This window comes from Candidatus Binataceae bacterium (genome assembly GCA_036495685.1).
GTDB lineage: Bacteria > Desulfobacterota > Binatia > Binatales > Binataceae > JAFAHS01.
The window spans coordinates 1-8,713 of record DASXMJ010000170.1 but is presented as its reverse complement, the minus strand read 5'-3'; the positions used below and the strand labels follow the sequence as shown (position 1 = coordinate 8,713).

The 8,713-nt window shown below is 63.0% G+C and carries 9 protein-coding genes; 4 read left to right on the top strand and 5 right to left on the bottom strand.

Going from position 1 to position 8,713, the window contains the following annotated elements; all coding sequences use genetic code 11:
• The 5 genes from VGI36_15680 to pgeF form a co-directional block, all read right to left on the bottom strand.
• Window positions 1-1,122, bottom strand: a 1,122-nt coding sequence (locus VGI36_15680) for an acyl-CoA dehydrogenase family protein (protein ID HEY2486586.1), incomplete at its 3' end; no start/stop codon positions are given.
• 14 nt (window positions 1,123-1,136) lie between these two features.
• Window positions 1,137-2,246 carry an acyl-CoA dehydrogenase family protein gene (locus tag VGI36_15675; protein HEY2486585.1) on the bottom strand — a complete coding sequence of 370 codons (1,110 nt, stop codon included), beginning with the start codon at window positions 2,244-2,246 and terminating at the stop codon, window positions 1,137-1,139.
• 36 nt (window positions 2,247-2,282) lie between these two features.
• A complete protein-coding gene (locus tag VGI36_15670; protein HEY2486584.1) occupies window positions 2,283-3,389 on the bottom strand; it encodes a Gfo/Idh/MocA family oxidoreductase in 1,107 nt (368 codons plus the stop codon).
• On the bottom strand, window positions 3,389-3,541 hold the full coding sequence (locus VGI36_15665; GenBank protein ID HEY2486583.1) for a hypothetical protein: 153 nt from the start codon (window positions 3,539-3,541) through the stop codon (window positions 3,389-3,391). The genes VGI36_15670 and VGI36_15665 overlap by 1 nt, the downstream gene beginning before the upstream one ends.
• A gap of 6 nt (window positions 3,542-3,547) precedes the next feature.
• Window positions 3,548-4,339: a peptidoglycan editing factor PgeF gene (gene pgeF / locus VGI36_15660; protein HEY2486582.1), complete on the bottom strand. Its 792-nt coding sequence runs from the start codon at window positions 4,337-4,339 to the stop codon at window positions 3,548-3,550.
• Between the two features lie 71 nt (window positions 4,340-4,410).
• On the opposite strand from pgeF, the gene VGI36_15655 reads away from it, so the two are divergent.
• From VGI36_15655 to VGI36_15640, 4 genes are read left to right on the top strand one after another with little or no spacing between them, the layout of a single operon-like run.
• Window positions 4,411-4,632 (top strand): hypothetical protein, encoded by a 222-nt coding sequence (locus tag VGI36_15655; GenBank protein HEY2486581.1) that lies wholly within the window; start codon window positions 4,411-4,413, stop codon window positions 4,630-4,632.
• Window positions 4,633-4,647: 15 nt separating this feature from the next.
• Window positions 4,648-7,539: an excinuclease ABC subunit UvrA gene (gene uvrA, locus VGI36_15650; GenBank protein HEY2486580.1), complete on the top strand. Its 2,892-nt coding sequence runs from the start codon at window positions 4,648-4,650 to the stop codon at window positions 7,537-7,539.
• Between the two features lie 39 nt (window positions 7,540-7,578).
• Entirely contained in the window at window positions 7,579-7,764 is a 186-nt protein-coding gene (locus tag VGI36_15645) for a hypothetical protein (GenBank protein ID HEY2486579.1), read from the top strand.
• A gap of 6 nt (window positions 7,765-7,770) precedes the next feature.
• Entirely contained in the window at window positions 7,771-8,667 is an 897-nt protein-coding gene (locus tag VGI36_15640) for an RluA family pseudouridine synthase (GenBank protein ID HEY2486578.1), read from the top strand.
• Window positions 8,668-8,713 lie beyond the last annotated feature (46 nt).

Below are 8,713 nucleotides of genomic sequence, written 5' to 3'. Positions count from 1 at the left end.
CATCCATTTTTCTACTAGCAGCTTGCGCGAATAACCGAGCGGACCCAGCAGCTCGACCGCCTTCTGGGTGATCTGCGTAACCACCAGCCCCGCTTTCGCCTTGGCCATCGATGCTTCCAGGTTGTTGCGTTGGCCCATGTCCATCATCCAGGCCGCCCGCCAGGTCAGCAGCCGCGCCGCTTGCAGTTGAACCTCCATCTCCATGAAGTCACGCTCTACGACGCTAAGTCGGCGCGGCGAGAGCCCGTAGCGCACTGGCACGTTCTGTTCCTTGAGAAAATTGCGCACGAAGTCGAGTGCTGCCCGTCCCACCCCGATTGCCATCGCGGCAACAATCGGACGCGTTGCATCGAAGGTGGCCATCACGTCCTTGAACCCGCCCTCCCGCTTCACCTCTGCGCTGCCCAGGAGATTGCTGGCCGGTACCCGGCAATTGTCGAAAATGATCGCCGCCGTGTCCGATGCGCGGATGCCCAGCTTCTGCTCCAGTCGCGTGACCTGCATTCCCGGCGTTCCGTGTTCGACCACGAAGGGTTTTATTCCGGCCCGCCCGGCGCTCTTGTCGACCGTCGCCCACACCACGACGAAGCCTTCCGACTTGTCGACCGCGCGGTGGCCTGCGGTGCAGAAAATCTTGGTCCCGTTGATCACCCAATCGTCACCGTCGCGGGTTGCGCTGGTGGTGACCGCCGCCGAGTCAGAGCCGCACGCCGGCTCCGTGATCGCCATCGCGCCCCACTTGGGTTTGCCTTCACCAAAGCGCTTGAGGAAACGCGCTTTCTGCTCCGGCGTCCCGGCCGCCATCACTGCGGCACCGCCCAATCCGCTATTGGGAGTGGCCAGAAAAAGACCTACGTCACCCCAGCAAAGCTCTTCGGTGGTGATGACGGTGTTGAGATTGCGCAACTTTGGCCCCGCCTGCTGTTCTTTGCCTGAGCTTTGCGCCCCCGGGCCAACGTCGTTGAGCGACTGCGCCTGCCACATGGTCTCAAAGAACTGCCACGGGTCCTCGTGTTCGCGCTCGTCGTATTCGCGCGAAATCGGCCGCATCATGTTCTCTGCAACCGCGTGATACATCTGCAAGCGGCTGACAACTTGGGGTTCGAGTTCGAAATCAATCATCGTCTGCGGATCTCCTAGACCGTCGCTACGCCATCGAGCGCGGCCATCGCACGCGCGTTGCGCAGCCACATTTCGACCGGATGTTCGCGGATGTAGCCGTGTCCGCCGAGGACCTGAACGGCATTGTCGGTTACCTTCAGCGCGCTTGCCGCGAGGTAGTTCTTTGCCAGATAACTTTCCTTGAGAGCGTCGTGGCCCTTGTCGAGTCGCGCGGCCGCTTCCCATATCAGCAGGCGGGCCGAATCGATCTCGATCGCCATGTCGGCGAGCATGAAGGCGATTGCCTGCTTGGTCGCTATGGGCACGCCGAAGGCCTTGCGCTCCTTGGCGTAGTCACGTGCGTAGTCGAACGCCGCGCGCATCACGCCCACTCCCATTGCGGCAAACGCCACCCGTGACTCGCTCATCAAGCGCGAGAACTCAATCCCCTTGTCTGCGCCTAGGCGCGCATCCGCCGAGACTCGGCACTGGTCGAGCGCGATTTCGTAGGTTGCCAGACCCTTAAGGCCCATATTCTGTTCCCGGTCGCTTATTTTTAGCCCCGGGTTGTCGCGTGCGACCACGAACGCGTCCACGCCCTCAAGTCCGCTACCGGAACCGTTTTTCGCATAGACCAAGACGACCTCGGCCTCCGCGGCCAGCGGCACCACGCACTTGCGTCCATTGAGAACGAAGGCCGAACCTTCGCGCTGCGCGGCGGTCGCAAGTTCGGTCGGGTCAAAGTCCCAGCACGGTTCCATTAACGCTGCCGTCGCGGGGACAAAAGTCGGTGCGGTGAAGCGCTTGAGATAGGCGGTCTTCTGCTCTGCGGTACCCATCTCCATGATCGGATAAGCGAATAGGCGCGGCGCCAGCGCATGGAGCCCGATCGACAGATCGCCATAGCCGAGCTCCTCGGCGACCAACGCGCCGGTGACCGCTGAGCGCTCGCCACCGTCGCCGCCGTAGGTCTCGGGAATTGCGCCGCGCACCAGCCCGAGTTGCCAGATCTTTTCGGTCAACTCGGGTGGAATCTTTGCATTTTCGTCGGCAAGACGCGCCGCCGGCCGGATTTCATCGCGCGCAAACGCGCCGACGGTGTCGCGGATCATCTGTTGCTCCTCGCTCAGCTGGAAGTCGACCATGGGTTAGGTTCCTTGGCGTAAAATTGATCTCTTACTTTAAATTTGCACCGCGACCGGTAAACCCTGGCGCGAAGATGCATAGGCGGCTTCCACCAGTTGCTGCGCTTTGATGCCCTCGGCAAATGCCGGATCCGCTTTGCATTCCCCGCGCAGCGCGGCAAGGAACACGCCATCTTCGAGAGCATAGGGTAGCGCGAAGGAATCCTTGAGGGGAGAGAGATAGGGGCGTTCTGACAGCAGGATTTGCGTAAACCGCTCCATCACCTTTGCTTCGCTTAGGATCTCCTCGCGGGCTGCGCTGGCGCGTTGAACCACGATCGGCCCGCTTGAATCATGGTCGCAGGCGAGAAACAGGCTCTCCGCAAAGATTTCAAGGCGCCGATTGCTCGGCCGTCCGATCATGCGATGCCACACCGAGGTTAGTTGCCCGTGAAACCCGGCTGCGAATTCCATTTGAGTGGCGCCGAAATCTTCAATACCGGAGGCGCCGTTGAGGTTTCGGGTGCGGCAGTAGATGCGCCGCAGGGGCCCGAACATCCAGGTCAGCAGGTCGAAGTCGTGCACGCTGTGCTCGACCAGCGTACCGCCGGCGGTAACAGAAGGATCGTTGCGCCAGGCGCTGTTGTGAACCCCGCGGATCGGGAAGTCCTGGTCATCGCGCATCGTCACCGCGAGGACGGCTCCCGCGCTGGGCTCGGAAACCAGCGCGCGGATGACCGTGTATACCGGAGAAAAACGCAGCACCAGGCCGACCTGGCTTATGACTCCCGCGGAATGGATGGCACTGGCCATCTCCTGCGCGTCGGCCGCCGTCATCGCAAGCGGCTTCTCGCAGAAGATGTGCTTTCCGGCGCGCGCTGCCATCAGGCAGGCCTCGCGATGGTGCGCGGTGGGAGTGCAGATCCACACTGCGTCAACAGTTTGGTCCGCGATTACTTCAGCGGTGCTGGCCAGCGCCCTCGCTTGCGGCCAACGCGCCGCAAGGTTCTCCGCGGCCTTGGCCTCGCGGTCGGCGACTGCGATGACCCGCACGCTGCCGTTGGTACGGTCGCTGATCCGCCGCAGCATCAGCGAGTGCGTCTGGCAGATATGCCCTGCGCCGATGATTCCAACCCGAATCTCAGCGGCGACCGGCGTGCTCATCAGGAGTCTTCCTCGCGGCGCAGGCGCGCCTTTTCGCGCGCGCGCTGATACTTGGTGAGACCGTCTTCCACGCGCGTTGGCGGGGCCAGCGGTTTGCGCACCATCCTCATCACCCCCGCGGAACGTTTGCTGCGCCGCTTACGCGTACTCATTGCCGCTCACGGCGCAAAGCCGACAAAGCTCATTTGCAGTCCCGTGGTAACCCCCGCCGCCGCGCGCCGCGAGAAATATTGATCGCTCGCGCAACGGGTGCAGGGACCCGAGTTGGTAATGGCGTGGGCGGGAACGCCGGCTGCGATTAGCTGATCACAAATGATCCCGCGCAAGTTGAGAAACGCCTTATCCGGCTTGCCGTCGCGTGCCTGGAGCGCGGAGCCTGGAATTTCCCGCACAAAACGCCCGGCAAGTTCGGCATCGACTTCAAAGCAGCAGGGCCCAATCGAGGGACCGAGCGCGACCCGGATTGCGCTCGCCGGAGTGCCCAGTTCTTCCATCCTCCGCACGCCAGCGGGGGCAATCCCCGCCAGCACTCCGCGCCAGCCCGCGTGCAGCGCGCATGCTACCTGCGGCCGGCCGCTGACCATCAGAACCGGGACGCAATCGGCGGTAAAAATTCCGAGAATTATCCCCGGTTCGCGTGTCACCATGCCGTCGGCGCGCGGACGCGTCGCCGCATCCGCGTGAGTCACGACCCGCACCGCATTGCCGTGGACCTGGTTCACGCGCGAAAAGACGATGCTCTCGGGCAGCGTGCCGCGCAGCCGCTCCCAGTTGTCCGCCACCGCTCGCGGATCGTCCCCCACGAAGTGCGAAAGGTTGAGCGACTCGTAAGCACCCGTGCTCCGTCCGCCAAGACGCCCGAGAAATCCATGGATGATGCCGGGTTCCGGCCACACCCGTAACCGGGGCGGCGTGGATGTCGAAACTTGAAGCGTGTGGGAGTCCGACACGGTAGGTTATCTGCACAAAAAAGGATACCCTGTATCTTTAACTTTTGGAATTTGCTCCCGTGGAGCGACCGATGAATGGCTATCAGTACCTCATCGCGCGAAATCGGCTGATGCAGCAGCTGGAAATGCAGTTGCGCCAGCTGGCTCACTTTGCGCAACCGGACCGCGAGGGCAAGGAACGTCTCTTGCGGGCCGAATTCGATCTGCGTTTGCGCGAATTGTACGGGGAGGTCGCCGACGAATATCCGGGCGAGCGCAAGAAAAAAGCCCGCCCCCTCTCGGATCCCAGATAAACCCCGGACAACCGCTTGGACCGCTCAATCATCATCCGCGGGGCGCGTACCCACAACCTTGCGAACATCTCGCTCGAGCTTCCGCATCGCAAACTCAGCGTGGTAACCGGCGTCTCCGGATCGGGTAAATCGAGCCTGGTATTCGACACGCTCTATGCAGAGGGCCAGCGCCGGTACGTGCAGAGCCTTTCCACGTACGCCCGGCTGTTTCTGGAACGCATGGATCGCCCCGATGTCGATTCGATCTCGGAAATCCCGCCGGCGCTCGCGCTGCGGCAAAAGAACACGATCAAGAATGCGCGCTCGACAGTTGGAACTGTCACCGAGATCAGCGATTACCTGCGCCTGCTGTTCGCCGGGATTGGACGAACCATCTGCCCGCAATGCGGCGGCGAAGTCACGCGCGACACCGTTGCTGGCGCGGCCGAGCGGCTGCTGAACGTGCCCGGGATGTATCTGTTTCTGGCGCCTTTCGACATCGGCTCGCGAACGCTCGCCGATGCCGCCAACTATCTCATCCAGAACGGCTACCATCGCGTTTACGATCAAAACGCCATCGTCGAAACCGTGGAATTCGCCGACGGCCGCCGCAGCATGTCCGGGCCAATGGCCGTTGTGGTCGATCGCGTCGCGATCGCCGGACTCGGAGATTCCGAGCGGATGCGCGAGGCATTGGAGAAGTCCTTTTATCTTGGCACGGGCCGGGCGCGGGTCGTCAAGATTGAGCGCGACAACGGCTCCTTCCGGCCAGTCGAGACCAGCGACTTCGACCGCCGGTTCAACTGCTCGCACTGCCAAATCGCCTACCCGGAGCCGGTGCCCGCCCTATTCTCCTCCAACAGCCCGATCGGCGCGTGCCCCGAATGTGAAGGATTTGGGCGGACCGTCGAACTCGACCTGGAAAAGGTCATCCCCAACCCCAATCTCTCTCTTCGGCAAGGGCTGATCGCAACCTGGCGAACTCCCGCGTACCGCGAAATGAACGATTGGATGCTCAAGCTGGCGCGGAGACGAAAAGTTCGCACCGCCGTCTCGTTTCGCGAGATGAGCAATGAAGAGCGCGCCTGGCTGCTGGACGGCGACCCGGGGCCACACGACGGATGGGACCCGGATCGCTGGCCGGGGGTGCATGGGTTCTTCAAATGGCTGGAAGGGCGCCGTTACAAAACTCACGTGCGCATCCTGCTCGCAAAATATCGCCGCTTTGTTCCCTGCCCGGTCTGTAACGGGGCCAAGCTCAAGCGCGAGGCCCTCAACGTCTGGATTGAAGGTAAGACCATTGCCGACGTGGGACGGATGGCAATGCGCGATCTTGCCCAATGGCTTGAGATGCTCGCAGGGATGAAGAGCGTACACGATCGCGTCGAGGTGGTTATTGGTGAACTCCGAAATCGCGTCGGCTACCTGATCGACGTTGGCCTCGGTTACCTCACCCTAGAACGTCAGGCTCGCACGCTCTCCGGGGGCGAGGCACAGCGAATCCACCTCGCAAGCGCGCTCGGCTCATTGCTGATCGGCACGCTGTATGCGCTTGATGAACCGACCGTTGGTCTTCACGCTGCGGATGCGCGCCGCCTGCTCGGCGTGTTGCAACGCCTGCGCGACTTCGGGAACACCGTGGTGGTCGTCGAGCACGATCCGGCCATGATCGAAGGCGCGGATTTTGTGATCGAACTAGGCCCGGGCGGAGGCAGCGAAGGCGGCCGCCTCATCCACGCGGCACCGCCGGCGGCGACCCGGCTGGCCAGCGCTGCTAGCAAGGCAGGTCGGGTTCTGCTGATGCGCGCGATCGCGCATGAGCGCCGCTTCAGCAAACGCGACCCAGCCGTGCGCATCTACGGCGCGCGCGAGCACAACCTGAGCGACCTCGACGCGGCCATCCCGCTGGGCAGGATGACATGCGTCACCGGCGTGTCGGGGTCCGGTAAATCCACCCTGGTCGAAGACGTGCTGTACAACCACTGGCTCAGACGGCGCGGAGAAGCCGCCGAGGCGGGCCAATGCGATCGCATCGACGGACTCGACCAGCTCGGCGACATCATCCACCTGGGGCAGGAGTTACCGGCGCGCTCGATGCGCTCGAATCCCGCGACCTATCTGAAAATCTACGACGAGATTCGAAAGCTGTTCGCCTCGTCTGCGGAAGCACGGCGTCAGAAAATCCAGGCGAAACACTTTTCCTTCAACATCGCCGGGGGCCGCTGCGAACGATGTGCGGGCACCGGAACCGTGACCATCGAGATGCACTTCATGGCCGACCTCGAAGTGAAGTGTGAGGTGTGCGACGGACGCCGCTTTCAAACCGCGATCCTCGCGATCCGCTACCGTGGGCTTAACATTAACCAGGTGCTCGATCTCACCATCGACGATGCGCGAACGTTTTTCGGGGCGCATCCGCAAATCGTCAAGCGCCTCGATGCGCTCGCTTCGGTGGGTTTGGGGTACCTGCGCCTGGGACAAACCACCTCGAACCTGTCGGGTGGTGAGGCGCAACGTCTCAAGCTGGCCCGCTTTCTGCTCGCGGACCTGGAGCCGAATCCGCTTAATTCGAAGGGCAAAAGCCTGCCGCGAATGTTTCTGCTCGATGAGCCCACCACCGGACTGAGCTCCACCGATGTGCGCCGCTTGTTGCGGGTGCTGGCCAAACTCGTCGCCGAAGGCAACGCGCTGGTGGTGATTGAGCACAATCTGGAGTTCATCGCGCACGCCGACTACGTGTTGGATTTAGGTCCCGGCGGCGGAGATGAGGGCGGTGCGATAGTTGCCCGTGGTAACCCGCTGCAAATCGCGGCCGCGGAACAATCGCTGACCGGGCGCGAGCTGCGGCGGCTCTTTGGCCTGCCCCTCAACGCGGGACGCGGCGCGGTCAACTCGGCCGTGCGCAGCGCCGCGCAGGCCCAAGGGTAAGCCTCGAGGGTCGCTCCGGTCGCCGCAGAGGGAGACTGCATGACCATTGCCGGACGTTTCAAATCGCAACGCGGTGCCACCAGGCTCGGGGTGATGGACATCGTCGCCGCGCTCATCCTGTTGGGCGTCCTGCTGTTCGCGTCCTATCTGGAATTTCCGAATTACCACCGCCTCGCTGCGCCTTCGCCCGCATCTTCCCCCGCGGCGCCGTCAGCACCAAAATAGCCGGTCGTGCCATCCGATACCGGAGAACGCCTCGACCGCTATCTGGTGTTGACTGGTCGCGCACCCTCGCGGCGTGCCGCACAGGAGCTGATCGTTCGCGGGATGGTGCGGGTCAATGGCGCTCGGCTGGACAAAGCCCAGGTTGTGGGTCCGACCGATCGCGTCGAAGTCGTCGCCGAACTTCGTGCGAATTCAATCGAGCCAAACCCCAAGCTGGCCATCGAGAGACTCTACCTCGACCGCGCCTTGATCGTGGTCAACAAGCCGGGCCGCATGCCGTGTCATCCGCTGCTCGCCGGCGAGTCCAATACGGTCATGAACGCCATGGTGGCACGCTTTCCGGAAACCGCGGCGGCGGGCAATACACCGCGCGAAGGCGGCCTGGTCCATCGGCTCGACAACGGTACCTCGGGCGCGTTGCTAATAGCGCGGACTCCGGAAGCGTTCACCGTCCTGCGCGGCGCGATCCGTGCCGGAAAAATAGTGCGCGTCTATCAGGCACTGGTTGCCGGACACCTGGCCTCGCGCCTGGAACTGAATTCTCCCATCGCCCATCATCGGGCAAACTCTCGCAAGATGATGCTCGGAGACCCCGATACTGAGGACCGAAAACGCGCAGGCCGGCCTGCCGCTACCCTAGTGGAGCCGGTGCGCGGGGTCGGATCCACCACGATGATTCGGGTGGTGCCGCGCACTGGCCTCCGCCATCAGATTCGGCTCCATCTGGCGAGTGCGGGCTTTCCGATTGTGGGAGACTTACTCTACGGTGGCCCAGAAGTCGCGGCTTTGCCGGAGGATCGCTTCTGGCTCCATCTCGCGGAGATCGCGTTGGACTCGCCGGCAAGCGGTCACATCAAGGTAACCGCGCCGCTGCCCGGGGACCTTGCTCGGTTGGTTCGCTGAGGACCACGGTCAGTTGCACCCGCAGCGCGAACACTGTTCCGCGATG